This window comes from Microbacterium sp. LjRoot205 (assembly GCF_056175745.1).
On sequence record NZ_JBGFFH010000001.1, the window covers coordinates 42,775 to 64,637 of the forward strand.

Sequence of the window (21,863 nt, forward strand, 5' to 3'; positions counted from 1 at the left end):
CCCGACGCCTCGACGTCGGCGGGATTCGCGCGAGGCATGGCCGCTGACGGTCTGGCCCACGCCGCCCTCGACCGCGAGGATGAGGGCATGAACCGAGACATCGCCACCGCACTGCTCGTCATCGATGCCCAGGAGTCCTTCCGTCAGCGGCCGGACGAGTGGGCGGCCACCGCCAACCCGGACGCGATCGACAACATCTCGCGGCTGGTCGATCACGCTCGCGAGATCGGCGACCAGGTCGTCTGGGTCACTCACTCAGAACCGGGCAGCGGCGGAGTGTTCGACCCGGTCAACGGCTTCGTCCGAGTGATCTCAGACCTCGATCCGCAGGGCGACGAGATCGCCGTGACGAAGACCACCGTCAACGCCTTCACGTCGACAGACCTCGAAGAGCAGCTGCGGCAGCTCGGCGTCGGACGCGTGGTCGTGTGCGGGATCCGCACGGAGCAGTGCTGCGAGACGACCGCTCGGATGGCGTCCGATCTGGGCTTCGCGGTCGAGTTCGTGACGGATGCCACGACGACCTCGGCGATCGAGGCGAATGACGGACTCGCGGCCGTCTCGGGTGACGAGATCATGCGACGCACCGAGAGCATCCTCGCCGCGCGTGGATTCGCGACCGTCATCCGCACGTCCGATCGGGTCGGCATCTCCGCCTAGGTTGGAGGGCATGTCCCCCTCGCTCGCGCTCCCCGATCTCGCCGGCCGCACGATCCTCGTGACGGGGGCGAACGCCGGCATCGGCTACTGGTGTGCAGAGATCCTCGCCGGGCACGGCGCCAGGGTGCTGCTCGGATGCCGGTCGACCGAGCGGGCGGAGGTCGCGGCATCCTCGATCCGCGCGCACGCGCCCGGCGCCGACCTCGGAATCGTCCCGATCGATCTCGGCTCGCTCGTGAGCATCACCGCTGCCGCGGCCTCCATGGGCGAGCGCATCGATGCCGTGATCTGCAACGCCGGAGTGAAAGCAGCGGATCGCGGCGCCCGCACCGCTGATGGCCTCGACCTGATGGTGGGCACGAACTTCGTCGGGCACTTCGCCCTGATCGCCCGACTCGGCGACGTGCTCGCCGATGACGCCAGGGTCGTGGCGGTGGGTTCGCTGGCTCATCGCTTCGCGGAGATCGACCCCGCCACGCTCGCGCAGCCGTGGACCGGTCCGTCGCTGCGTCAGTACGGCCGGTCGAAAGCCGCGCTGATGGCCTTCGCGTTCGAGCTGAATCGGCGTTGGAGGGGCTCCGCGCGGTCAGCGCTGTGCGCGCACCCGGGCTACGCGGTCGACCCGCTGACTCCGCGCCGCGACGGCCTCGCAGAGTTGTCGACAGTGACGCGCGCCCTCGCCGCACTCAGCCGCCCGCTCGTGCAGGGCAAGGATGCCGGAGCCGCGCCCATCGTGCATGCGGCGGTCGCCGCCGACGCCACGGGCGGAGACTACTGGGGGCCCGGCGGGCTGCTGGAGTTCCGCGGGGCACCGAGACGCGTCGCCGCGAGCGCGCAGGTGCGCTCGGTCGATGTGGGGGCTGAGCTGTGGGCCGTCGCCGAGCACATGGCGGGCGTGCGGTTCAGGATCTGACGCTCGGCGCGTCGGTCAGTCGAGCTCCTGCAGGGTCGCGGTCATGTCTCCCCCGGCATCTCCGGTGTTGATCGTGCCCTTCGACTCGAACAGGATCGCGTGCACCTCGTCCTCGGCCTTCGGGCAGTGCTCGACTCCTCGCGGCACGACGAACACGTCATTCGGGTTCAAGACCACGTCGCGAAGTGCACGTTGCGAACATCATCTGTCATGGTCGAAAGCCTATCCACGCGGCCGTCGCATCGGCGGAGCCGGCTACGCCGCAGCGATCTCCCTGGCAGGGATCTCGTCGAGAGATCGGTACACGGGCAGGCCGCGCTCGAGGGCGATCTCGACGTCCTTGTCGGCGCCGGCGGAGTCGCCGGGCAGGCGGAGCACCGCGTCGCAGTGCTGCAGCAGTCGGTGCGCGGTCTCGTACATGACGTCGCCCTCGGCGACATCCGTCTCGTCCATCCCCCGGAGGATCGGCAGGGCTGCCCACTCCCCGATCATGGGCACGTGGCCGAGGCGATGGATCGGCGCCGCCGCCTCTTCGAGTCGTTCGAGGTTGCGGGCGATCAGGGCGGGGTCGCCGCCGGTGCCGGAGCGGTAGGGACCGGCGATGAGGATGAGGAGTGGAGTTGTCATGGAGAAGACTGTAACGTTAACCGTGCAAGAACGTGCAACTTCGCGAATGAACAAGATTTTGAGGAGTGGGATGCTGGGCGCACAGCGCAAGGACCACCTGCGAGAGATCCTGCGCAGGGACGGCCGTGTGGTGGCGAAGGATGTCGCCGCCGATCTGGGCGTCTCAGAGGACTCGATCCGCCGCGACCTCCGCGAGCTCGCCGACGCCGGTGAGATGGTGCGGGTCTACGGAGGTGCTCTGCCGATTCCGCCGGCCGACCGCCCCGTCGACCAGCGGGCATTGCTCGCCACCGAGAGCAAAGAGCGCGTCGCCCGTCGCGCCGTCGAGCTGATCACCCCGGCCTCGACGATCGTGCTGGACGCCGGCACCACGACTCTCGCGATGGCGCGCATGCTGCCGCGCGGCTCCGACCTGACCGTGATCACGCCCAGCCCGACGATCGCCCTCGCGGTCGCTGAGCACTCCGATGCCCGCATCGTGATCATCGGCGGTGAGCTCGCTCGCTTCTCGATGGTCGCCAGCGGCCCGCTCGCCATGGAGGCGGTGCAGCACCTCCATGCCGACATCTTCTTCCTCGGCGCGACCGGCATCGACCCGGTGCGCGGGCTGACCACCGGCAACCTCGACGACGCCGTCACCAAGCGCGCGATCGCCGCCCGCTGTGCGCAGGCCTACGTGCTCGGCAGCGAAGAGAAGATCGGGGCGACGTCGCGCCACCCCGTGCTCGACCTCGAGGCCGTCGCCGGTGTGGTCGTCGACCCCGTCGACTCGAACCCCGTGATCAGCGAGCTCGCAGAGCGTGTGGCCGTGCTGCGCTGAGCGCGCGTCAGCCGGGCACCTCGAGGCCGTCCTCGCTGAGCTCGCCGAGCCTCGGAATCCGCCTGAGGTCTTTTGAACTGACCATGACGACCACAGTCGCGATGGCAACCGTGGCTGAGAACACCAGGGGCACGAAAGGTCCGAAGTGATCGAAGAGAAGCCCTCCACCCAATGCACCCACCGGCATGAGCAGCATTCCCGGCACACCCGATGCCGCCGTGACCCTCCCCATCAACGGTGCAGGCGTGACGGTCACGGTGTACGCGCTGATCGCTGCGTTGAACGCCGGAAGCGGAAGCGCGGAAAGGAACAACACCACGACTGTGAGAGGCAGCGACGGATACGTGACTACGACCATTGCCTGCCCTAGCGCGAACGCAGCGAGCGCGGTGCCCCCGAGACGGCCAAGCCGGAACCGTGAAGAGAGCGTTCCTGCCATCAGTGCGCCAGCGACGACACCGGCCCCGAACGCTGTCGCGAGAATTCCGATCGCAACAGGCGCTTCTCCACTCTTCTGGTAATACGCGATCAGCGTGAGCGGCAGGACGATGATCGGAAGGTTCGCGAGCCCGGCGACGATCGCTACGCCACGAAGCCCCGGCTGCCTCCAGACGAAGACGAACCCTTCCCGCAGTTGTGCGATGTATCCGCTCGGTGACGATTCGTATTCGGCTACTCGCGACGGCCGCGGTGTGAAGATACCCGCGACCACATTGAGAGCGACTTGAGTCCCAAGTGCCCACGCTCCACCCAGCGAATACAGCAGGCCTCCTATAGGTCCGCCGACAAGTCCGGCACCGGCCTCCCGCCCCTGCGAAACGGCAGCCGCCTGGCCGAGTTGACCACGAGGAACGATCACCTTGACCAGAGCCTGTTCGCTAGGTCCGTCAAGTCCCGACGCGGCTCCCGCGAGCGCCGCCCCCAGAATCAGGACCGGCAGCATTCCCGGCTCAGGGAAGAAGGTCGCGAGCAGCGCGAGCGCCCACCCGGATGCCTGCGTGAACGACGACAGACGCAGGACGAGTGACGGTGAATGCCGATCCACTAGCGCGCCACCGAAGGCCTGGGTGGCGATCAGAGCGGCATTCGACGCGAAGAGAACCAGACCAGCGAGAGTCGCGGATGCCGTCACCCCGAGGACGATGAGTGGCAACGCCACGTTTCCTATCGCCGACGACAGCTCGTTCGACACCTTCGCGACGACCAGCCGCTGAAACGCCCTGTTCCGACGCAAGGCGCTGCCCCCCTTGAGCTCGACCGTCTCACCCATGTGGGCACCCCTCAGGTACCTCGACCACGTATGAGTGACGGTAGTCGAACATGTTCTGGTGGAAGGCCCGACCGATAATCCACCTCCTCGTGTCTCGTGGAATCACCACGGTAGGCACGGCCACAGCAGAGGTACCGACACCGCTCGCAGAAGTCGCGGTGCTATATCGGAATGCGATCCGAGACCCGGAATCAGGCAGGCAGAACGCACCAGTCGCGGACGATATATGCCAACACGAACGCTCGAAGGGTCTTCACATCACTGAGCTGACGGCTCATCACGGCCGGGACAGATTCGGATGGATGCTGACGACACCCGCCATCACCGGTGCCGCCCCGGCGGGTCGTCCCCGATCTTCGAAATCGTGCCCGGCGCGGGCCACGCCGGAGCGGCGCGTCAGGTGACGGTCGCGGCCACGATCGTCGGGGTCATGACGGCCACCATCGCCGCGGTGATCGCGTCGTTGACGGCCTTGGCGACGGCATCCCCCGCCGGCGACCCCGCCGTGAGCTCTTCGATCCGCTTCTTGAGGTCGCGCGCCGACATTCCGCCGCATTCGTCGCGCAGGATCGCATGCGCGCAGTTGAGGTTCTGCAGGATGGAGAGCAGCGCCAGGTCGGCCTGCGTCGGGGAGCCCCTTCCGGCGAGCACGGCGGCGAGTCGGGCGCGCAGCATCTGCTCCGGTGCGGAGTCGGATTCGGGCGTGCGCGCCGCACCCCAGCCGAAGAACCCGCGCTCTCCGCGGATCAGGACGCCCTGTGCGATGAGCGACTCCACCACCACCTCGAGCGGATCGAGCTTGGGCCGCACCACGAGCGACTGCAGCCGCTTGCCGCGCAACGGCACGAGGCGCTGCAGCGTCGTGTCGAGGATCGGGTTGCCCGTCGGCTCGGTCGACACGATGTCGATGACGGGGTTCTTCTCGTCCGAGACCGAGATGCGTCCGTGCAGGGCGAGGTCGACGATGACGGCCGCGACCTCGCCATAGAGGCGGTTCACGCTCACCGGACTCTCGACGCGGCCATCAGGCCGGAGAAGCAGCAGATGGAGTTCTTCGACGATCAGCATGCATCCACGCTATGACGGCTCTGCGGGCGTCGGCATCCCCCGGACGGATGACTTCGGATGCCGAGCTCGATACCGTGTCCTGTCAACCCCGTCGCCGTGCAGGCGCCGAATCCATAGGTTTTCAGGATGACATCCGACACCGCCCAGACGCAGGAGGAGCCGACCCGGCTGCGTCGCGCCATCACCGGCCCCCTCCTGTTCGCCTTCATCCTGGGTGACGTTCTGGGCGCCGGAATCTACGCCCTGATGGGAGTGCTCTCCGAGAAGGTCGGTGGAATGCTGTGGGCTCCGTTGCTGCTCGCGCTCCTGCTCGCCCTGCTGACCGCGGGGTCGTACGCCGAACTCGTCACCAAGTACCCGCGCGCGGGCGGGGCGTCCGTGTTCGCCGAGCGCGCCTTCCACAGCCCGGTCGTGTCCTTCCTCGTCGGATTCAGCATGCTCGCGGCGGGCGTGACGAGCGCCGCGGGTCTGGCGATCGCCTTCGCCGGCGACTACCTGGGCACCTTCTTCGACCTGCCGACGATCCCCGTCGCGATCGTCTTCCTCGCCATCGTCGGAGCGCTCAACGCGCGAGGCATCCGCGAGTCGCTCGGTGCGAATCTGGTGATGACCGCTGTCGAGTTGAGCGGTCTCGTGATCGTCATCGTCGTGGTGGGGGTGTTCGTGGCCGGTGGCGGCGGTGACGCCTCGCGGCTCACTCAGACACCGGAGGGGACTCCCGTGGCCATGGCCGTCCTGGCCGGGGCCGTGATCGCGTACTACTCGTTCGTCGGCTTCGAGACATCGGCGAACATGATCGAAGAGGTGAAGGACCCGCGGCGCACCTATCCACGCGCGCTCTTCGGTGCCCTCTTCACCGCCGGCGCGGTCTACGTGCTCGTCGGCGTCGCCAGCTCGATCGCGCTGCCGGCATCCGAGCTGCAGGAGTCGAGCGGGCCGCTGCTCTCGGTCGTGGAGGCGGCGGGCGCCAGCATCCCCTCGTGGCTGTTCAGCCTGATCGCCCTGATCGCCGTCGCGAACGGCGCCCTGCTGACCATGATCATGGTCAGCCGCCTGACCTACGGGATGGCGGAGCAGAACCTGCTGCCCCCGGTGCTCGGCCGCGTGCTGCCGAACCGCAAGACCCCCTGGGTGGCGATCCTCACCACGACCCTCGTCGCGATGGGCCTGACGCTGGTCGGCGACCTGGCGACGCTCGCCGAGACCGTCGTGCTGCTGCTGCTGTTCGTCTTCCTGAGCGTCAACGTCTCTGTGCTCGTGCTGCGACGCGACCGGGTCGAGCACGATCACTTCCGCATCTGGACCGTCATCCCGGTGCTGGGAATCGCGTCGTGCATCCTGCTGCTCACCCAGCAGCGCCCCATCGTCTGGCTCTTCGGTGCGATCCTGCTGGCCGTCGGCGGCGTGCTCTATCTGCTCGCCCGCTGGGGGCGGAACCGCACCCGGAAGCAGAGCCGGAATGCAGACCCCTCATCAACCACCACGAAGGAGAACCATGAGCACGCCTGATCACACCCCCGAGGCAGACGACGCCATGACCAGCGAAGAGAAGCGACACGACCAGCTGACCTCGGCACCGGAGGCGACCGAGGCCGACGCCGCGCCCCGCATCGAGGTCTCCGAGCACGACGGCAACACCCGCATCGACATCGCGCCCGATGCTGCGGTGCGCCCCGGCCCCGGCCCTGGAGTCGAGATCGACGACGAACCCGAGCGGTAACAGGTGCGGGGCGACAGCCCTCTCCCCGCGGATATGCCGACATATCACAGATATCCCTAAACAGCAACCCCTGAGCGTATGCTGACATCGAGGTCGTGTCGTCGGCCTCGAGGTCGGTGACAGACGTCGTCACCACGATCGGGGGGATGCCGTGAGCCTCACCGCAGATCCGAGCACTGACACGAGGTCGGACGCCGAGCTGGCCGACGCGACTCGCAACGGCGACGCTCAGGCGTTCGCCGTGCTGTGGCAGAGGCACGCCGAGGCGGGACTCCGGGCGGCCCGCGCGGTGACGCGCTCGATCGACCCGGACGACCTGGTCAGCGAGGCCTTCACGAAGACCTTCAGCGCGATGCAGAACGGCGGCGGACCGACCGACGGCTTCCGCGCCTATCTGTACGCCGCCATCCGCAACGCCGCGGCGACGTGGGGCGGCAAGCAGAAGGACATCCCGATCGAGTTCATCGAGGAGATCCCCGACGAGGCGCCCGACGCGATCGAGCAGCTGTCGGACAGAGCGATGCTCGCCGCCGCCTTCAAGAACCTGCCGGAGAACCACCGCACTCTGCTCTGGTATCTCGAGGTCGAGGGCATGAAGCCGCGAGAGATCGCGCCGCTGATGGGACTCACCCCGAACGCCGTCTCCGCCCTCGCCCTGCGCGCACGAGACGGCTTCCGTCACGCATGGCTCGACGCGCTCATCGCCGACCCCTCCCGCCCTGAAGAGTGTCGCTGGGCCTGCGGACGGCTCGTGCGCCGCACCCGCCGCCCGGTCAGCCGACACGAGCGTCCACGGCTCGAGAGTCATCTCGAGAGGTGCGCGGGGTGCACGATCATCGCTCGGGACATCGACACGGCCTCGTCGAAGCTGCGGGCGGTGCTTCTGCCCCTCGCGCTCGGCAGCGCTGGGGCCGCTGCCTTCGCGGCGCTCGAACCCGGCGCCGCGGCGAGCGCCGCTGTCGTCGGACCATCCGCAGTCCTACGATCCCGGCGCGTTCTCACCCTCGGGGTCGCCGCGGGCAGTGCAGTCGCGCTCGCGGCGACCGTCGCGGTGGCGATCGCCGCTCCGTGGACGCAACCTGCGCCGGGCACCGACCGCAGCGAAGCAGCCGGACCGGTCGCCCACCCCGTCGACCCGATTCCCGGCACGCCATCCGCGACGCCGGTCGGCACCTCTCCGACGCCTCCTCCTGCGCCCCCGCTGGTTCCGGCGCCGATGGAGCCCCCGCCCGAACCCGTCCTCGAGACCACGCCGCTGACCTCCACTGACCGAGCCGTTCCGGAGACGAAGCGTCCTCCCACTCCGGCTCCCCCCGCGGCGGAGCCTCCGGCAGCGACTCCGCCGACCCAGACTCCGACGGCCCAGAATCCGCCGGCCGAGAAGCCACCGGTCGAGATCCCCTACGCGTTCAGTCTCGAGCCGGCCGGCTGGGACACGAGCAACCCCCTTGCGGTCTCGGCGCGCGGCACCGGCATCCCCGGCAGCACGGTCGCGATGCTCGACGAGCTGGGTGCGGTCCTCGCCGAGGTGCCGGTCGACGACGAGGGCGTGTTCGAGATCTCGGTCGCGGGCGACGACCTCCGTCAGGGCATGACCCTCACCGCGCAACACACGTCCCCCACCGGTGACGTCGACCTCAGCGAGCCGATGGGGCCCCTCGCGTTCCCTGTGCCGGTCATCTCCGGCGGGCCGTCGCACATCCACCTCGACGGCGCGGATGCCGACGCAGACGGCGAGCGCGATGATGCGCTCGTCTCCCTCGAGGGAATCCCGGGCGGATGGGTGCAGGTGGCTGTCGACGGCGTCGTGAACCCGCACCTCATCGCCATAGACGAGGTGACCTCCGACGACTACATCCCCGACATCCACCTCGGGTTCCACCTGCTGACCCTGCGGTACGTCGACGTGGAGTCGGGCCTGATCGGCCCCGGCGCCGAGTACGCCGTCGTCGTCACCCCCGGTGGAAGATGACGCCCTCCGGCCGAGTGGCTACAGCCAGCCCTTGCGCTTGAACGCCCAGTACAGACCGACGCCCATACCCACCATGAGCGCGATCGCCATCGGGTAGCCGAGGGTCCAGTGCAGCTCGGGCATGTGGTCGAAGTTCATGCCGTAGACCGTGCCGACGAGAGTCGGCGCGAAGAGGATCGCCGCCCAGCCCGAGATCTTCTTCACCTCGTCGTTCTGACGGATGCTCAGTTCGGTCATCCGCCGCATCTCCTCGTTCTGCCGCCGCGCCACGATCGTCGACTCGACGGTCAGGGCGCTGTCGAGCACCGTGCGGAAAGTGTTCGCGCGCTCCGACACGCGCAGGGTGTGGTCGAGCACGTCGCGGAGATACCGCTGCAGCTCCTCGTCGACCTGGTACTTCGCCGACCCCCGCAGCAGCGAGTCGAGCATCCCCGCCAGAGGCTGCACCGCACGCTGGAAGTCGATCACCTCGCGACCGAGCTCGTAGATGCGCTGCGTGGCGTCGACCCCGTCTTCGAAGAGCTGGCTCTCGATCTCGTCGATGTCGTTCTCGAGGCCGGCCAGCACCGGTGCGTACTCGTCGACGACCTCGTCGAGGATCGCATAGAGCACGGCCTCAGGGCCGAGCTTCAGCAGCCCCGGGTCGCCTTCGAGGCGGCGCCGAACGCGTCCGAGGTCAGGCGACTCCGCGTGACGGATGGTGACCACGAAGTCCGGCCCCACGAGCACGTGGATCTCCCCGAACTCGACCTCCTCCGCCTCATCCAGATACCGGGCAGAGCGGAGCACCATGAACAGCACTTCGCCGTAGCGCTCGAGCTTCGAGCGCTGGTGACCCGAGAGGGCATCTTCGACGACGAGCGCGTGGATGCCGAACTCGTCGGCCACCTCGCGGATCTCGGCCTCGCTCGGCCGATACAGGCCGATCCAGCTCATGCCCCCGCGTTCGCGCAGCACCTCGAAGGTCTCGCTGAGGCTCCGCGGATTCTGGGTGCGGATGCCGTCGACATAGATCGCGTTGTCGATGATCGCCATCGGCGTTCCTCCCTCGATCGGGGCCGCGGAGCGGTCGTGCGCCTCCGAGATCAGCCGGCGGGCGGTGCGACGCAGGCGATCGCGGAATCGGTGATCTCCTGGTGGTACTGCTCGGCCGTGAACGGCAGCCCGAACTCGGGGGCCGTCTCGCCTGCGGCTGCGGGAGCCTTCGATGCGATCGCGGCCAGCTCCCACGCCAGGAACATCGCGGTCAGCCCGCCGGTCGTCGAGTCGTTGAGCGACACCGCGACCGTGAAGCCGCTCTCAGGGTCGGAGAACGCCGACGTCTGGTACCCGGGGGTCCACCCCGACTGTCCGATCATCGAGCCGACGAGCAGGGCTCCTCCGGTGGCCTGGAACCACGAGGGCGCCTCGGGGCTCTGCGGCAACGGGGATCCGAAGCGATTCGGCTCATCCTTCGTCCGCAGCTTCTGTGCGGCCTCGGCCTGGGCGTAGCGGCCGAGGTCATCGATCGTCGACACGACGCCGGAGTCGGTGTAGCCGGTGCTCGACGACAGCGTGGTGATGTCGGTCGGAGCCGCGCAGTCGTATCCGCCTTCGACGGGCGTCAGGTAGTGCCCGTTCATGACCGGACCGGTCGAGGGCGCAGCCGCGGCCGGCGAGGGCAGCGACGTGGCGGCGAGACCGAGCGGCTCGGTCACGTACTCGGCGATCAGCTCGGATGCCGTGAGGCCCGACGCGCGCTCGAGGGCGAGGCCGAGCAGCAGGTAGCCGGCGTCCGAGTTCGTGTATGTCGTCTTCGGCGTCGCGCGCGGGGCGCCGAGGCCGTAGGAGGCGAGCTCGAGCGGCGCCCACACGCGCTCGGGGGTGGTGAACCACGAGGCCTGCGCGGTGGCCTCGGACGAGCCGACCCCGCTCGTGCTGTTGCACAGATCGAGGAGCGTGATGTCCTTCATGTCGGCGACGCCCGAGACGTACTCCGGCACGAGGTCGTCGAGTTCGACCACGCCCTCGTCTGCGAGGCCGTAGAGCACGTCGCACGTCATGAGCCGGGTCATGTCCGCGACACGGAAGGCCATGTCGGTGCTGATCTCCTCATCGGAGCCGGGGCCCTGCGTGCCGACGCCGGTGACCCAGCTGCCGCTCCAGGGAGCCCAGACGCCCACGACAGCACCCGACGCCCCCGACGCGGCGAGCGCGTTGGCGACGGCCGCCTCCATGGCGGCGACGGTGTCGTCGGGCAGTGCGCCCTCGACCTGAGACGGCGGCTCGTAACTGAACTCCGGCTCGGCGGTGCAGCCGGTGAGGAAGAGTCCGAGCGCGGCGACGCCGGCCGCTGCTGCGCGGAACGTGCGCGACGAGAGAAGCTGCATGAAAGGGGACCCCCGGAAGACGTGTCTCCCGAGTCTAGAACGCCGTTCCTGAAAGAAGGCATCGCCGGGGCCCCTTTAGGGTGATCAGCATGCCCCACATCTTCGAGGCCGACGTCGTCTCCGCCATCCTGCGCCACATGAACGGCGACCACACCGACGACAATCTGCTCATCACGCGCGCATTCTCGGCGGTCGAGGACGGCGAGATCACGGATGCCGTGATGACGGACCTCGATGGCGACGGCGGCGTCTGGAAGGTCACCCGCTCGGGGGTCGCCTCCGAACTGCGCATCGCGTGGCCCTCGGGCTCGATCACCGAGCGCCCGGCTGTGCGGCGCGAGGTCGTGGCACTCTACGATCTCGCGTGCGAGAAGCTCGGGGTCGAGCCGCGTCCGCACGCATGACGCTCTGAGATATCGGGCTATCGCTCCAGGTTAGGCAACCCTTACACTTGGCACATGTCCGAGATCCTCTCCTTCTCCGCAGCCCTCCGTGAGCGCTCCTCCGGTTCGCACTCGCGCAGCGAGGGGGCGGGCTTCATGTCCGACCTGCTCAAGGGCGAAGGCTCGCGTGAGGACTACATCGCGCTCGTCGCACAGCACTACTTCATCTACGAGGCCCTCGAAGGCGCGGGAGAGCGCATGCGCCGCGACCCCGTGGCATCCGTCTTCCTCAGCGACAAGCTGACCCGTCTTCCTGCGCTGGAGGCCGACCTCGAGTTCCTGCTCGGCGCCGGCTGGCGCGACGAGATCGTCGCTCTCCCCACCACGCAGCGCTACGTCGAGCGCATCCGTCAGGTCGGCGCGACCTGGGCCGGAGGCTTCGTCGCGCACCACTACACGCGCTACCTCGGCGACCTGTCCGGTGGCATCTTCATCGGACGAGTGATGGCGCGCCGCTTCGGCTTCGAGACCAACGGCATCGGCTTCTACCTGTTCGACGACATCGCCGACCCCGCGGCCTTCAAGGACGTCTACCGCGAGCAGCTCGACGCAGCCCCGTGGGACGACGCCGAGCGCGAGCGCGTGATCGACGAGGTGCTTCTCGCCTACCGCTTCAACACCGAGCTGTTCGAAGACCTCGACCGCGCACGCGTCGCCGCTTGAAACGCCTCAGGCCCTGCCGACCTCGGGGGTGGATGCCGCGAGCCATGCGTCGCGCATGAAGCGGCGCACGTCCTCGTCGACCCGGATGTCGCTCGGGCGCAGCGCCCTCGACAGGTAGAGCCCGTCGAGCGACGTGAGTCGCGACAGCGCCACGTAGGTCTGCCCCGGTGCGAAGGCACCGGACCCGAGGTCGATGATGGCGCGGTCGTAGGTCTTGCCCTGCGACTTGTGGATCGTGACCGCCCAGGCCAGACGCAGCGGGAACTGGGTGAACTCCGCGACGACGTCTCGGGAGAGCTTCTTCGTGCTCGGTTCGTACGAATAGCGGAAGCGTTCCCACACGGCCGGCTCGACGTCGACCTCGTCTCCGTCGATCTCGACGCGCACGGTCTCGCCGAGGATCCGGACGACCGTGCCGATCGTGCCGTTCACCCACCGCGGCGGCTCCCCCGACATCGAGGTGTCGTTGCGGAGGAACATCACCTGCGCGCCGATCTTCAGCTTGAGCTCCGACTCGGCGGGCAGCGACGCCTCGCCCCTGCCGAACTCTCCGCTCACCTCGGCCTTCGCCGTCTGCTCCTTGCCGGGAAGCGCCGCGAGATGCCGGCTGTTGATCGTGTTCACGATGTCGTTGCGCGTGGCGAGCGTGATCATCGGCACCTCGCCCGGTTCCGGGTCGGGGGGTGTGCGTGCGCCCTGCGCGTTCAGCACCCCCGCGATCTCGGCGGTGACCCGGCCGTACCGCACCGCGTTCAGCATGGCCTTGAAACCGTCATCCGACTGCCGATGGATCTGCACGAGCTCGCGCACATGCAGCTCGGCGCGGGTGTCGACGGCGAAGAGCCCCTCGTCCTCCTCCGGCTCCTCCCCGCCGGCAGCGCCGGCCCACACCTTGGCGTCGAAGAACCAGAACGAGCGGTAGTGGTCCTTCACATACCGCAGCTCGTCGCCCCGCGGGGGCACGGGAGCCAGCTGATACGGATCGCCGAACATCACGACCTGCACGCCGCCGAACGGGATGCCGCGCTTGCCCCGAGCCTGCCGGAGGGAGCGGTCGATCGCGTCCATGAGGTCGGCGTTGACCATCGAGATCTCGTCGATCACGAGCGTCTCGATCGCGTTGAGGATGCGTCGCGTGTTGTCGTTCTGATCGATGTCCGAGTCGCCGATCAGACCGATCGGCAGCCGGAACAGCGAGTGGATCGTCTGACCCTCGACGTTCAGTGCGGCGACACCGGTGGGAGCGCAGATCGCGATCTGCTTCTTGGTGTTCCACGAGAAGTACTGCAGCAGGGTCGACTTGCCGGTGCCCGCTCGGCCGGTGATGAAGACATGCTCGCTGGTGTCCTCGATCAGCCGGAACAGCTCTTGCTGCTCTTCGGACAGGACGGGAAGCGACACGGTTCTCTCACACGGCTGGAGGCGGGAGTGCACGTTGAGACCGTGCCTCCCCATGCTACGTGGCGCCGCCGCCCGGCATCCGACGGACACAGCGATCACCGCCGACGCACAGCGACCCACGCTCGGCTCCATCCCAGGCCGCGCTCCTAGACTGACGCCATGCAGCAGGTCGAGACGAAGGCGCCCCGGCGCTCCCGCCTCGCTGCCGATCTCGCGATGCTCGCAGTGGTCGGCCTGGTGCTCGTCGCCGCTCTGGGCGCAGGCGGGGCCACTCTCTACCAGCAGTTCTACGGACCGTCGGCCTTCGTCGTGCGGTATCTCGATCTGCTCTCCGAAGGCCGCGCGGCCGATGCCCTCCGCGTGCCCGGCGTCGCGATCGATCGCGAGACGCTCGAGGTCGCCGGGATCGGAGCGACGGCGTCAGAGGCTCTGCTGCGGCACTCGGCCCTCGCCCCGCTCACCGACGTGGAGGTGCTGTCGGAGAAGCAGGACGACGCAGGCAAGACCGAGGTGACCGTCTCCTTCTCCGCGAGCGGACACGCCGGCACGACCACCTTCACGGTCGAGCAGGACGGCTGGGCGGGCGTCACCCCGAACTGGCGCTTCACGACGAGCCCTCTCGCGGTGGTCGAGCTCACGCTGCGCGGCGCCGATCAGTTCGCCGTCAACGGCTTCGAGATGGACCGCCGCCAGGTGTCGGCTGCGGGCGCGCAGGCCGCTCCGCTCGATCCCCTGCCGCTGCTGGTCTTCACGCCGGGGCTGTACTCGGTCACCGTCGACACGGCGATCGCCGACTCCGACGGTGTCGGCGTCCTCGCAGACACCCCGCTCGCCACCACCCCCATCGACGTGCAGACCGAACCCACCCCCGAATTCGTCGCGGTGGTGCAGCAGCGCGTCGAGGAGTTCCTCACGGGGTGCACCGCTCAAGAGGTGCTGCAGCCGACCGCCTGCCCGTTCGGCCTCGAGGTGTACAACCGCCTCGCGTCACTGCCGAAGTGGTCGATCACGGCTCAGCCCCAGGTCAGCGTCGTGCCTGACGGCGGGCACTGGAAGATCCCTCCGACCGATGCGGTCGCACACGTCGACGTCGAGATCAGGTCACTCTTCGACGGCTCGGTTCAGGAGGTCTCGGAAGACGTGCCGTTCCAGGTCAACGGGTCGATCACGATCCTGCCGGACGGGAAGGTGTCGATCCGCGTCGGATCTCCCGGCGAGGAGCCGACGGGCTGATCCGCCCGCCCGCGGCAGTGCGGGCGCAGGGTCAGCGTGCTTCGCGCTCGGCCTGACGCAGGTCGCGCTCGGCGAGGGCCGCGAGCCTCTCGTTGTACTCCTCGAGCTCGGCCTCGCCCGTGCGGTCGGCATGACGGTCGCGACGCTTCTGCAGCTTCGTGTCGCTGCGGCTCCACTGGATCGCCACCGTGATCGCGAGGATCAGGGTCGGGATCTCACCGATCGACCATGCGATGCCGCCGCCGATGTACTGGTCTTCGAGCGGCGACGGACCCCAGGTGCGCCCCATCGACCCGAACCAGTCGGCGACCATCAGCCCCTCCTGCATCATGATCGCGACGCCGAAGAAGGCGTGCATGGCCATGATCGCGATCAGGGTGATGAGGCGCCCCGGGTAGGGCAGACGGTACGGCACGGGGTCGGCGCCGACCAGGCTCAGCACGAAGAGGTATCCGGAGATGAGGAAGTGCGCGACCATCCACTCGTGGCCGAGGTGCTCGAACATCGACCAGCGCACGAGGTCGGTGAAGTAGAAGGCCCACAGCGACAGGATGAAGATGCCCGCCGCGACGAACGGGTGGGTGACGACCTTCGAGAACGGCGAGTGCACCGCCCACATGATCCATTCGCGGCCGCCGCGGGTGCCGTCGTCGCGCTTGTGGATCGCACGGAGGGCCAGGGTGACAGGCGCCCCCGAGACCAGCAGCAGCGGGATCGCCATCGACAGCATCATGTGCCCCAGCATGTGCACGCTGAAGAGATACTCCTGATAGGCGTTGATCGGGCCACCCGTGACCCACAGCAGCATCAGCATGCCCAGCACCCAGAACACGGTGCGATGGATCGGCCAGCGGTCGCCCCGCAGGCGCAGACGGCGCACCCCTGCGAGATAGAAGAAGAGGCCGAAACCGGCGGCCACCAGCCAGAGCACGTCGATGTCCCACGCCGTGAACCACCGGTCGATCGTGAATTCGGGAGGCAGGGGCGAACGGGTGAGGTTCTCCGCTGGCGTCTGCACGAACGCGGCTTCCTCGCCGGTGGGCGGAGGAGTGCGCGCGAGCGCGGCGGCCGCACCCGAGGCGAGACCCATCAGCGCGACCTCGCACAGCACCAGCATCCAGAACCAGCGCGCTGCTCCAGCGCCCTCGAGACGAGGGATCAGGCGGATGCGGTACCAGGCGCCGAGCAGGCCCATGCCGACCAGGAGCACGACCTTCGCGAGGAGGATCGTGCCGTAGGGCGTCCAGAGCTGCGAGATGTCGCCGAAGGAGACGATGGAACGCGCCAGGCCCGAGATCGCGACGACGGCGAAGGCGGCGATCGCGAGACTCGAGTAGCGGCTGACCAGCCGCGCGGTTCCCACACCGGAGCGGTCGCGCAGGATCACGACCAGCAGCAGACCGCCGAGCCACACCGCCGCGCCGATCGTGTGCAGCAGGATCGAGTTCACGGCGATGTTGTGGCCCGCGAGCTCACCCGAGTGGCCCTGGGTCGCCAGCGGGAGGAAGGATGCCGCGGCGAGGATCGCCGTGATCAGGGTGGGCGTCCACGTGCGCCACGCGAAGGCGAGCACGGTAATCACCGAGCCCATGATCGTGGTGATCAGCCACGACTGACCGAGCGGCAGCTGCAGCAGGAAGCGCCCGAGCTGCTCGCCGAACTCGCGCTCGGCGCTCAGCTGCGGGTTGAAGGCCGCCATGAACGTGAAGAATCCGCTGATGCCCGCGGTGACCGTGAAGACGGCCGCGCCCGCTGATGCCGTGTTGAGGGCGGTGTCGAACGACTTCTCCTCGCTGCGCAGCGCGAACAGCGCCAGCACGAGGGATCCCAGCATCGCCGCAGCCGCGATGTTCATGACGAGCTTGACAATGGGGGTGGCCCAGCGCACGAACGGCCCCGGATCCTGCAGCAGCAGCGGCGCCGCACCCCCGCCGATCACGAGGGCGATGAGCACGCCGATCAATCCGGTCGCGAGCAGGATTCCGACTCCGGCCGCGCGATACGCGGAGCGGCTCGGGGTCTCCACGGCGCGGGCACTCACCCCTCAAGCCTAAGCCGCGGATTCGGGGTGCGAGCGCGAAGGCCGCCCCCGACGGATCGGGAGCGGCCTTCGAAGAGGTGCAGTCTTACTTGACGGCAGCCTTGAGCTTGGAACCAGCGGTCACCTTGACGCGGTGGCCGGCCGGGATCTTGATCTCGGCACCGGTCTGCGGGTTGCGGCCCGTGCGAGCTGCGGTTGCGACCTGCTCGAACGAGATCCAGCCCGGGATCGAGACCTTGCTGCCCTTGGCAACAGCGTCGGAGACCGAGGAGAACAGCGCGTCGAGGACACCCGAGACGGTGGCCTGGCTCTGGCCGGTGGCAGAAGCGATGCTCGCGACGAGCTCGGTCTTGGTGATGGACTTGTCAGCCATGTCATCCTCCAGCGACGAGGTTCCCGTCGCATCGTTGGTGTTCGAAGGGCGACTGCCCTCCGTTGGTCGAGTGACCGCCTTGAATGTACCAACCACCACCCACATTTCCGCGTCATTTCGCGGGTTTTGGGGTTTTCGGCGGCGTGTCGTGGTGCAGAAGTGACGAAAGTGACCCCTGTGGTGCCCTGTTCGGCAGCCGAACCCCGCCGTTCCGCGGCCCGCAGCGGGCTGCGACGGGTCGACCTCGTCGACTCCGCGCTGCGCTTCGGGAGGAGGACTGCGCTTCGGGAGGAGGACTGCGCTCCGGGAGGAGAGATCTGGTGAGCCTCTCCTCCCGAGGCGCAGCGTTCCTCCCGAGGCGCAGTCCCGAGGGATGCTCAGTCCCGAGACGCACCCCTGAGGGATGCGCGCGTCAGCGCGGGCGGTGGGACTCGACGACCGAGCGAGCGGTGCGCGCGAATGCCGGGGTGACGCGCTCGTCTCCGTCGAGGTAGCCGCCGACGAGCGCTGCGTCGCGCAGCAGGACGAGGGATGCTGCGACATCGGCGGGGCTCTCGAGGCCGGCCTGCTCGGCGACGGCCTGCAGGGTCGACCGGAACCATTCTCGGTGCTCGTCGATCAGTCGTCGCACGGCGCCGTCGGCATCCGGATACTCCGCGGCCGCGTTGATGAACGGGCAGCCGCGCGTGTGCCTGAGGCGGATGTCGGCGGCGATGCCCTCGATCACCGCGTCGACCAGCTGAGTCGGGTCCGTGACCTCCGCCCCTGCCTGGGCGAACAGCGCCCGAAGCATCTCGTCTTCGTTGCGCAGGTACGCGAGGACCAGGTTCTCCTTGCCACCGAACTGGTTGTAGAGCGTCGCCCTGGTGACCGCGGCCTCGTCGATGATGCGGTCGACGCCCACGGCATGGATCCCCTCTTCGTAGAAGAGCCTGGTGGCGCTGTCGATCAATCGGGTGCGCGCGGCGCTCGGACGCTTCGGGGTCGGCGTCTGAGTCTTCGCCGGAGCCGGGGTGGGAGTCGTGGTCTTCATGGTGATCCCTCTCATCGTGTCATCCGAAAGCGACTTTCGGGAATAGGTTGCAGTAGATAGAACGTTCGGTCTACTATCAGCCTAACGCATCCGCACCGGGCGGGAGCAGAAACAGGAGAAGAGACCATGAACAGCACCGAGAAGACCCCGATCGTCCTGATCCACGGACTCTGGATGACGCCGAAGAGCTGGAACACCTGGGCCGAGCGCTTCCGCGCACAGGGTCACGAGGTGATCATTCCGGGCTGGCCCGGCATCGACGACCGCTCTGTCGAGGACATCCGCCGCGATCCGTCCGCGCTCAAGGGCATCGGCCTGAAGCAGATCGCCGACAACTACGAGCGCATCATCAGAGCGCTCCCGGTGAAGCCGATCATCATGGGCCACTCGTTCGGCGGCGTGATCACGCAGATGCTGGCAGACCGCGGCCTCGGTGCCGCCTACGTCGGCGTCGCCCCCGGACAGACCGCCGGCGTCACCGCACTTCCCCTCTCGACCCTCTGGACAGGAACGCCGATCCTCTCGAACCCGTTCGGCCGCAACGGCGCCAAGCCGCTCTCCAAGCGCCACTTCCGCTTCACATTCGGCAACGACCTGTCGCGCGCGGCATCCGACGCGCTCTGGGAGGAGTATGCCGTGAACTCCTACAACCGGGTCTTCTTCGAGGGCGTGACTTCGGTGCTCAACGAGAAGGGGGGCGTCACGCACGTCGACTACGCTCGTGCCGACCGCGCTCCGCTGCTCGTCATCACCGGCGAGATCGACCACGTCGTGCCGCCCGCCATCGGCCGCGCGATCGTCAAGAAGTACCGGTCGAGCGGCAGCCCTGCCGTCGTCGAGTACAAGGAGTATGCCGGCCGCACCCACCGCCTCGTCAGCCAGGACGGCTGGGAAGAAATCGCCGACTACGCACTGACCTGGGCGGTGGAGCACGCGACAGCATCCGCCGCCTGATGTCGGGCTCGTGCAGGGGTGGGCCCTTCGCGACGGGGCCGGCCGCGGCGCTCGCCCCACCTCGGGTAGCGCCTCGGGAGGAGAACTGCGCTTCGGGAGGAGAGATCTGCGGATTCTCTCCTCCCGAAGCGCAGTCTTCCTCCCGAGGGATGCAGCAGTGACAGGGATGCGGATCATTCACTCCGCGACGTGCAGTCGCTGCCCGATCGCGGTCAAGATCATCTGTTGCACCTGCGCCCATCGGCTCATCAGCTGGTCGTAGCCGATGCGGATCACGTGATAGCCGTGCAGCTTCAGAAGAGCGTCGTGGGCGATGTCGCTCGTCCGCTGTTCACCGACATGATGGCCGCCGTCGATCTGAATCACCAGTCGCTCACCGATGACGAAGTCGACCCGATGGCCGAGTATCCAGACCTGCGGCACGACGGGGATCCCCAGCCATCTCAGCCGCACCTGAAAGATGCTCTCGGTACCGGAATCGGCGAACTGCCGCGCGTCCGCGAGCAGACGTCGAGCAGTGGGCGGAAGCGGAGCCCGCTCGAGGATGCCGGGGGCGATGAGATTCTGTCGCATGGCCGACTCCCAGGTCGCGAGCGCGCTCTCATACGGCTGGCACCCCGCGATCAGGATCAGCGCGTTCTCGAGGGAGTCCTCGCGCGAGTCCGGATCCCGCGGGAACACCGGTTCGTTCCAATGCACCGTGCCGCGGGACACCTTCACATGGCCCGATCGCGCCGGCGCAGCGACGTGCGGCTGTGAGTCGCCGAGCACCCACACCCCTTTCCGCGACGCGAGCGTGACGCAAGTCAGGAACACCCCGCGGCGGGCAGCCGCGAGAAGCATCGGGTCGGCATCCGGCAGCGCGACCCACCCTCGGCGAACAGCGATGACGTCACCTCTCTGGACCGACGATCGGAGCACGTGCCTGCTGACCCCGAGCCGCCTCAGTGTCTCGGTGCGGGCCACGCCGTCGCGCTGCGTCAGCGCCTGTCTGGGGTTCACCCGTCGAGGATCACTCATGCTCGCATCCGCGATCGACACGGCATCCACGATTCGTGCCCCGCCGCCTCAGATCCCCATCCGTGCAGAAGAGGTCACGCCGCCCTCGGCACCTGCCCGGTGCGTCGTGAAGCCCGACCGTTCGACGGCACCTCGCGGCAGCCCACGGCCCACACGTGCCCACACGGCCCACTCACCCCCCACGCCCCCACACGTGAACATCCGTCGGGAGGAGGACTGCGCCTCGGGAGGAGGAATTCTCGAGATAGCTCCTCCCGAAGCGCAGATCTCCTCCCGAAGCGCAGAGGAGACAGAGCCGAGTGAGGCGATGCCGGGGCGCAAGAGCGGATGCCGCGGGCGGAAGCGCGGATGCCGGGGCGAAGCCCCCCGGGCACGCGAAAAGGGGCGAGGATCCGAAGATCCTCGCCCCTTCAGGCTTGTCTGCTGAGACTTACCAGCTCGACTTGGTGACGCCGGGCAGCTCGCCACGGTGTGCCATGTCACGGAAGCGGACGCGCGAGACGCCGAACTTCGTGAGGACACCGCGGGGGCGGCCGTCGATGACGTCGCGCGAACGCACGCGAGCCGGCGACGCGTTGCGCGGCAGCTTCTGCAGGCCGACGCGTGCGGCCTCGCGGGCCTCGTCGGTGGCGTTCGGGTCGACGAGGGTCTTCTTCAGCTCGGCGCGACGCTCTGCGTAACGCTCGACGATGACCTTGCGCTGCTCGTTGCGAGCGATCTTGCTCTTCTTAGCCATTGATCAACGCTCCTCTCGGAATTCGACGTGCTGACGGATGACCGGGTCGTACTTCTTGAGCACGAGGCGGTCGGGGGTGTTGCGGCGGTTCTTCTTGGTCACGTACGTGTAGCCCGTACCTGCCGTCGAACGCAGCTTGATGATCGGACGTACGTCCTGAGCCTTCTTGGCCATTAGAGCTTCACACCCTTCGCCTGGAGGTCCTTGACCACGTTCTCGATGCCGCGGACATCGATCACCTTGATGCCCTTGGCGGACACGTTGAGCGTGATCTTACGACCGAGCGACGCGACGAAATAGGTCTTCTTCTGCACGTTCGGGTCGAAGCGGCGCTTCGTCCGGCGGTGCGAGTGCGAGACGTTGTGACCGAAGCCGGGAACAGCTCCGGTCACCTGGCACACTGCTGCCATGATGGTGACTCCTTCTATACCGTGAGGCCGGACGGCCTCACCCAAGATCCCTTGTCTGCGCGCCACCCCGCAGCGCCGATCTCTCGGCAGAAGAAGGGGAAGCACGCGAACTACGCACAGGAGTGTGCGCAGACAAA

General features: G+C 68.1%; 24 protein-coding genes. 10 read left to right on the forward strand and 14 right to left on the reverse strand.

What is annotated here, in order from left to right:
- The first annotated feature begins 87 nt into the window (after positions 1-87).
- Entirely contained in the window at positions 88-660 is a 573-nt protein-coding gene (locus AC04ME_RS00255; RefSeq protein WP_475432991.1) for an isochorismatase family protein, read from the forward strand.
- 10 nt (positions 661-670) lie between these two features.
- Positions 671-1,573, forward strand: coding sequence for an SDR family NAD(P)-dependent oxidoreductase (locus tag AC04ME_RS00260; protein WP_475432993.1), 903 nt, complete (start codon positions 671-673; stop codon positions 1,571-1,573).
- A gap of 15 nt (positions 1,574-1,588) precedes the next feature.
- On the opposite strand, the gene AC04ME_RS00265 is transcribed toward AC04ME_RS00260, so the two are convergent.
- Positions 1,589-1,750, reverse strand: coding sequence for a hypothetical protein (locus AC04ME_RS00265; RefSeq protein ID WP_475432995.1), 162 nt, complete (start codon positions 1,748-1,750; stop codon positions 1,589-1,591).
- Positions 1,751-1,828: 78 nt separating this feature from the next.
- A complete protein-coding gene (locus AC04ME_RS00270; RefSeq protein WP_455903828.1) occupies positions 1,829-2,200 on the reverse strand; it encodes a DUF4406 domain-containing protein in 372 nt (123 codons plus the stop codon).
- A 70-nt stretch (positions 2,201-2,270) separates the two neighbouring features.
- Between AC04ME_RS00270 and AC04ME_RS00275 the strand changes: the two genes are divergently transcribed.
- On the forward strand, positions 2,271-3,020 hold the full coding sequence (locus AC04ME_RS00275; protein WP_079113766.1) for a DeoR/GlpR family DNA-binding transcription regulator: 750 nt from the start codon (positions 2,271-2,273) through the stop codon (positions 3,018-3,020).
- Positions 3,021-3,027: 7 nt separating this feature from the next.
- Here AC04ME_RS00275 and AC04ME_RS00280 read toward each other — a convergent pair whose 3' ends face one another.
- On the reverse strand, positions 3,028-4,290 hold the full coding sequence (locus AC04ME_RS00280; protein ID WP_475432997.1) for an MFS transporter: 1,263 nt from the start codon (positions 4,288-4,290) through the stop codon (positions 3,028-3,030).
- Positions 4,291-4,686: 396 nt separating this feature from the next.
- Positions 4,687-5,358, reverse strand: a complete 672-nt coding sequence (locus AC04ME_RS00285; RefSeq protein ID WP_475432999.1) for a GOLPH3/VPS74 family protein — start codon at positions 5,356-5,358, stop codon at positions 4,687-4,689.
- Between the two features lie 126 nt (positions 5,359-5,484).
- Between AC04ME_RS00285 and AC04ME_RS00290 the strand changes: the two genes are divergently transcribed.
- The 3 genes from AC04ME_RS00290 (at position 5,485) to AC04ME_RS00300 (ending at position 9,050) form a co-directional block, all read left to right on the forward strand.
- Entirely contained in the window at positions 5,485-6,867 is a 1,383-nt protein-coding gene (locus AC04ME_RS00290; RefSeq protein WP_455903830.1) for an APC family permease, read from the forward strand.
- Positions 6,854-7,078, forward strand: coding sequence for a hypothetical protein (locus AC04ME_RS00295; protein ID WP_042541580.1), 225 nt, complete (start codon positions 6,854-6,856; stop codon positions 7,076-7,078). The genes AC04ME_RS00290 and AC04ME_RS00295 overlap by 14 nt, the downstream gene beginning before the upstream one ends.
- Positions 7,079-7,229: 151 nt before the next feature.
- On the forward strand, positions 7,230-9,050 hold the full coding sequence (locus tag AC04ME_RS00300; RefSeq protein ID WP_475433001.1) for an RNA polymerase sigma factor: 1,821 nt from the start codon (positions 7,230-7,232) through the stop codon (positions 9,048-9,050).
- Positions 9,051-9,068: 18 nt separating this feature from the next.
- Here AC04ME_RS00300 and corA read toward each other — a convergent pair whose 3' ends face one another.
- Both corA and AC04ME_RS00310 read right to left on the reverse strand, forming a co-directional pair.
- Positions 9,069-10,085 (reverse strand): magnesium/cobalt transporter CorA, encoded by a 1,017-nt coding sequence (gene corA, locus AC04ME_RS00305; RefSeq protein ID WP_475433003.1) that lies wholly within the window; start codon positions 10,083-10,085, stop codon positions 9,069-9,071.
- Between the two features lie 50 nt (positions 10,086-10,135).
- On the reverse strand, positions 10,136-11,419 hold the full coding sequence (locus AC04ME_RS00310; protein ID WP_079113772.1) for a serine hydrolase domain-containing protein: 1,284 nt from the start codon (positions 11,417-11,419) through the stop codon (positions 10,136-10,138).
- An 89-nt stretch (positions 11,420-11,508) separates the two neighbouring features.
- Between AC04ME_RS00310 and AC04ME_RS00315 the strand changes: the two genes are divergently transcribed.
- Together AC04ME_RS00315 and AC04ME_RS00320 are read left to right on the forward strand one after the other, a co-directional pair.
- The gene (locus tag AC04ME_RS00315; RefSeq protein ID WP_042541596.1) at positions 11,509-11,823 is read left to right on the forward strand and encodes a DUF2470 domain-containing protein; all 315 of its coding nucleotides are present in this window, start codon (positions 11,509-11,511) and stop codon (positions 11,821-11,823) included.
- Between the two features lie 54 nt (positions 11,824-11,877).
- Positions 11,878-12,525, forward strand: a complete 648-nt coding sequence (locus AC04ME_RS00320; RefSeq protein ID WP_042541577.1) for a biliverdin-producing heme oxygenase — start codon at positions 11,878-11,880, stop codon at positions 12,523-12,525.
- 6 nt (positions 12,526-12,531) lie between these two features.
- Here AC04ME_RS00320 and AC04ME_RS00325 read toward each other — a convergent pair whose 3' ends face one another.
- A complete protein-coding gene (locus tag AC04ME_RS00325) occupies positions 12,532-13,926 on the reverse strand; it encodes an ATP-dependent DNA helicase (protein ID WP_475433005.1) in 1,395 nt (464 codons plus the stop codon).
- Between the two features lie 159 nt (positions 13,927-14,085).
- On the opposite strand from AC04ME_RS00325, the gene AC04ME_RS00330 reads away from it, so the two are divergent.
- Positions 14,086-15,159 carry a hypothetical protein gene (locus tag AC04ME_RS00330; RefSeq protein ID WP_475433007.1) on the forward strand — a complete coding sequence of 358 codons (1,074 nt, stop codon included), beginning with the start codon at positions 14,086-14,088 and terminating at the stop codon, positions 15,157-15,159.
- Positions 15,160-15,190: 31 nt separating this feature from the next.
- On the opposite strand, the gene AC04ME_RS00335 is transcribed toward AC04ME_RS00330, so the two are convergent.
- The 3 genes from AC04ME_RS00335 to AC04ME_RS00345 all read right to left on the reverse strand — a co-directional run bounded on the left by AC04ME_RS00335 (position 15,191) and on the right by AC04ME_RS00345 (position 18,606).
- Entirely contained in the window at positions 15,191-17,200 is a 2,010-nt protein-coding gene (locus AC04ME_RS00335) for a bifunctional copper resistance protein CopD/cytochrome c oxidase assembly protein (RefSeq protein WP_475433009.1), read from the reverse strand.
- Positions 17,201-17,285: 85 nt separating this feature from the next.
- The gene (locus AC04ME_RS00340) at positions 17,286-17,573 is read right to left on the reverse strand and encodes an HU family DNA-binding protein (RefSeq protein ID WP_042541574.1); all 288 of its coding nucleotides are present in this window, start codon (positions 17,571-17,573) and stop codon (positions 17,286-17,288) included.
- Between the two features lie 412 nt (positions 17,574-17,985).
- Complete coding sequence (locus tag AC04ME_RS00345) at positions 17,986-18,606, reverse strand: TetR/AcrR family transcriptional regulator (protein ID WP_042541573.1); 621 nt, start codon at positions 18,604-18,606, stop codon at positions 17,986-17,988.
- A gap of 126 nt (positions 18,607-18,732) precedes the next feature.
- Here AC04ME_RS00345 and AC04ME_RS00350 point away from each other — a divergent pair, with 126 nt between their 5' ends.
- Complete coding sequence (locus AC04ME_RS00350) at positions 18,733-19,560, forward strand: alpha/beta hydrolase (protein ID WP_475433012.1); 828 nt, start codon at positions 18,733-18,735, stop codon at positions 19,558-19,560.
- Between the two features lie 177 nt (positions 19,561-19,737).
- Here the strand turns inward: AC04ME_RS00350 and AC04ME_RS00355 are convergent, their stop codons facing one another.
- From AC04ME_RS00355 to rpmB, 4 genes are all read right to left on the reverse strand, one after another.
- Positions 19,738-20,580 (reverse strand): endonuclease domain-containing protein, encoded by an 843-nt coding sequence (locus AC04ME_RS00355; protein WP_475433014.1) that lies wholly within the window; start codon positions 20,578-20,580, stop codon positions 19,738-19,740.
- A gap of 430 nt (positions 20,581-21,010) precedes the next feature.
- Entirely contained in the window at positions 21,011-21,316 is a 306-nt protein-coding gene (gene rpsN / locus AC04ME_RS00360) for a 30S ribosomal protein S14 (protein WP_042540535.1), read from the reverse strand.
- A gap of 3 nt (positions 21,317-21,319) precedes the next feature.
- A complete protein-coding gene (gene rpmG, locus AC04ME_RS00365; protein WP_017203558.1) occupies positions 21,320-21,490 on the reverse strand; it encodes a 50S ribosomal protein L33 in 171 nt (56 codons plus the stop codon).
- Positions 21,490-21,726, reverse strand: a complete 237-nt coding sequence (rpmB, locus tag AC04ME_RS00370) for a 50S ribosomal protein L28 (protein WP_042540533.1) — start codon at positions 21,724-21,726, stop codon at positions 21,490-21,492. Before rpmB ends, rpmG begins: the two co-directional genes overlap by 1 nt.
- Positions 21,727-21,863: the final 137 nt, after the last annotated feature.

Coding starts and splice junctions, on each gene's coding strand:
- AC04ME_RS00255 (WP_475432991.1), top strand. CDS start 88: ATGAACCGAGACATCGCCACCGCACTGCTCGTCATCGATGCCCAGGAG.
- AC04ME_RS00260 (WP_475432993.1), top strand. CDS start 671: ATGTCCCCCTCGCTCGCGCTCCCCGATCTCGCCGGCCGCACGATCCTC.
- AC04ME_RS00270 (WP_455903828.1), bottom strand. CDS start 2,200: ATGACAACTCCACTCCTCATCCTCATCGCCGGTCCCTACCGCTCCGGC.
- AC04ME_RS00275 (WP_079113766.1), top strand. CDS start 2,271: ATGCTGGGCGCACAGCGCAAGGACCACCTGCGAGAGATCCTGCGCAGG.
- AC04ME_RS00280 (WP_475432997.1), bottom strand. CDS start 4,290: ATGGGTGAGACGGTCGAGCTCAAGGGGGGCAGCGCCTTGCGTCGGAAC.
- AC04ME_RS00285 (WP_475432999.1), bottom strand. CDS start 5,358: ATGCTGATCGTCGAAGAACTCCATCTGCTGCTTCTCCGGCCTGATGGC.
- AC04ME_RS00290 (WP_455903830.1), top strand. CDS start 5,485: ATGACATCCGACACCGCCCAGACGCAGGAGGAGCCGACCCGGCTGCGT.
- AC04ME_RS00295 (WP_042541580.1), top strand. CDS start 6,854: ATGAGCACGCCTGATCACACCCCCGAGGCAGACGACGCCATGACCAGC.
- corA (WP_475433003.1), bottom strand. CDS start 10,085: ATGGCGATCATCGACAACGCGATCTATGTCGACGGCATCCGCACCCAG.
- AC04ME_RS00310 (WP_079113772.1), bottom strand. CDS start 11,419: ATGCAGCTTCTCTCGTCGCGCACGTTCCGCGCAGCAGCGGCCGGCGTC.
- AC04ME_RS00315 (WP_042541596.1), top strand. CDS start 11,509: ATGCCCCACATCTTCGAGGCCGACGTCGTCTCCGCCATCCTGCGCCAC.
- AC04ME_RS00320 (WP_042541577.1), top strand. CDS start 11,878: ATGTCCGAGATCCTCTCCTTCTCCGCAGCCCTCCGTGAGCGCTCCTCC.
- AC04ME_RS00330 (WP_475433007.1), top strand. CDS start 14,086: ATGCAGCAGGTCGAGACGAAGGCGCCCCGGCGCTCCCGCCTCGCTGCC.
- AC04ME_RS00340 (WP_042541574.1), bottom strand. CDS start 17,573: ATGGCTGACAAGTCCATCACCAAGACCGAGCTCGTCGCGAGCATCGCT.
- AC04ME_RS00345 (WP_042541573.1), bottom strand. CDS start 18,606: ATGAAGACCACGACTCCCACCCCGGCTCCGGCGAAGACTCAGACGCCG.
- AC04ME_RS00350 (WP_475433012.1), top strand. CDS start 18,733: ATGAACAGCACCGAGAAGACCCCGATCGTCCTGATCCACGGACTCTGG.
- AC04ME_RS00355 (WP_475433014.1), bottom strand. CDS start 20,580: ATGAGTGATCCTCGACGGGTGAACCCCAGACAGGCGCTGACGCAGCGC.
- rpsN (WP_042540535.1), bottom strand. CDS start 21,316: ATGGCTAAGAAGAGCAAGATCGCTCGCAACGAGCAGCGCAAGGTCATC.
- rpmG (WP_017203558.1), bottom strand. CDS start 21,490: ATGGCCAAGAAGGCTCAGGACGTACGTCCGATCATCAAGCTGCGTTCG.
- rpmB (WP_042540533.1), bottom strand. CDS start 21,726: ATGGCAGCAGTGTGCCAGGTGACCGGAGCTGTTCCCGGCTTCGGTCAC.